This window comes from Novipirellula sp., assembly GCF_041583735.1.
Lineage (GTDB): Bacteria > Planctomycetota > Planctomycetia > Pirellulales > Pirellulaceae > Novipirellula.
Window position 1 is genome coordinate 1 of the sequence record NZ_JBFHFD010000971.1, and the last position, 2,158, is coordinate 2,158.

General features: G+C 56.2%; 2 protein-coding genes. Both read right to left on the bottom strand.

Annotation, left to right across the window (positions count from 1 at the left end; translation table 11 throughout):
• A partial coding sequence (locus ABX962_RS35155) for a PQQ-binding-like beta-propeller repeat protein (protein WP_372726314.1) occupies window positions 1–1,660 on the bottom strand: 1,660 nt, incomplete at its 3' end.
• A 290-nt stretch (window positions 1,661–1,950) separates the two neighbouring features.
• Window positions 1,951–2,158: adenylate kinase family protein (locus ABX962_RS35160; protein ID WP_372726315.1), on the bottom strand; the 208-nt coding region annotated here is incomplete at its 5' end.

A 2,158-nucleotide genomic window follows, 5' to 3' on the forward strand; every position in this document is an offset into this window, starting at 1 on the left:
CCAAGTCGATTGCCACCATCGCGCCGGCACCCGTGGGACAAATTAACACGCCTTCATGAAACGTCGGCGTGGCACCCGCGACACGGCGGATCGGATCCGTTTCGATGCCGCCGGTTTCCACCGCGACGAGATGTTGACGCCATAGTTCTTCGCCCGTTGCTGGTTCAAGACACACCAGCAGAATATCGCCGGCGATTTCGACAATCGTGTACAGCCGTCCGTCCAGTGGCAGTGGCGGACCAAGGAAGAACGCGTCGCTTAATGTTGATGCGGTGTCTTCGCCTTTGCCTAATCGCCACAACAATTTGCCTTCGGTTGCCAAATCGAGTGCAACCAATGTGTTGGAACTACTGTCGGTCGGCCGGGTACCACGCATTCCCATGATCGGACTGAACGATGCCATCTCGACTTGACCAAGATCGTCGACCATGAACACTCGCGTGCCATCACTGCTGATTTCTCCGTAGGGCAAATCGTTCCACACTCGCTGCGTTAACAAATCCGCAGCATCGTCTTCGCCAGGAATGGCATCAAATTCGATTTCGGTCGAGTGATGGCTTTGTTGTGCGGAAAACCAAGGGTACATCCACACTCGCTTACCACTGAGGTAATCAACGCCAACAAGCCGCTCGGTGGTCCGCATCAACAATTGGTTACCAACACGAATCGGTGTCCAACTCGGCGGTGGTAACTTTCCCGATGACGACAGACTTGACGCGATTTCACGCAGCGCACGACCTTGTCGTGGACTCGCGGTGGTGTCGAGCATCCAACGCTCGTTCTCGAGCGGCATCTCGCCTTGACTAAGTTCGTTGCGGTTCGGCTCGCCACCAAAAATGGAATAGTCGGCGTCGTTGCGATCGACCGTCACCCCCAAGCGGAAATGTTGTTCAATCCAACTCGCCAACTCGTCGTGCGAAGGAACCGGCTGCGATTTTCCACTCACCGTGATCGTGGCACCCTGTAAATCAATCGTCTCGATGCTGCGTCCCGAAATTTGGCAGGCGGCTGCATAAAACAATTTGACCGATTCACCCAGACGCGACATCGCCGCGGGCACATCGACGATGTCATCCAGCAACAGCGAAGCGGCTAACGGATGGCCTGCGAAAAACTCGCGTTTCGCCAGTAACAAAGATGCATCGTAACCCGCGTCAGTATGAAAGTACTTGCGTCGAACCTCCGCCACGACCCGCCAATCGCGCGACGCTGCCGCGTCATCAAGCATCTTGCGAGCGAGCGGTCCGTAACGCAGTTGGTACATCTCGCGGGCTTTGCTCGGCAATTCACCGACCATGTTGCGGGCACGTCGGAACAGACTCTCGGTGAACCGTTTCTTGTTCTCAACCGCGTCGCTGGCATCGAGGAAAAAATCCTGACCGTTCAGTTCGCTGTCCTCGATCGATCGGGCGTCGCGTTGTAGCAAATCTCCGAGTCGGACGACGGCGTCACTGTAGTTCTCGTTCTCGATCGACCGCTCCGCTTCTCGCAGTTGCTGTTGCATGTTTCGTGGCGCTTCGATGAAACGTCCCGATTGGGCACCGCCGATCGGACGAAAGAAGCCTTGTCCCCAACCATTCTTCACCGCCGTTGCGACGATAACGACGCTGAAACAAGCTACGTAGAAACGAAATCGGTCCATATTGGTCAACGTGAGCACAGTTAGTCCTGTGAATAATGTTCCGTGACGCCAGCCAACGATCGGGATGGTGGCAACAAGTTTTCCCTACGGCATATTGTACTGCAAACACGCCTGGGGATTGGGTAGCAGAACGCCACGAGAAGTCAGGGGAGTACCAAAAAAATGTCGCCAATGCGGTCTCGGCACTACGCCAGCCCAATGCCATCCGCTTTGGCAGCGGAGCGGCGAGCAGTCCGCCCAGCTGCAGCGAGCGAATGGTTCAAAATCGACCCGCCCGATCCGCCGCGTGAGCTCGCTGGGGGGAACGTCTAGCTCTGCTTCGTTTTGGTCGCTTGGACGCAAGAGCGAATTTGGGCGAAGACCTCGTCCGGCGACCGTGTACCGTCGATGTGCCGCACAATCCCTTGACCTTTGTAGTAATCCAACAACGGAGCCGTTTGTGTAAAGAAGACTCTCAGCCGCGCCGAGATCGTTTCCGCATTGTCATCGGCACGATTCTCGATGCTCGCCCGTTTC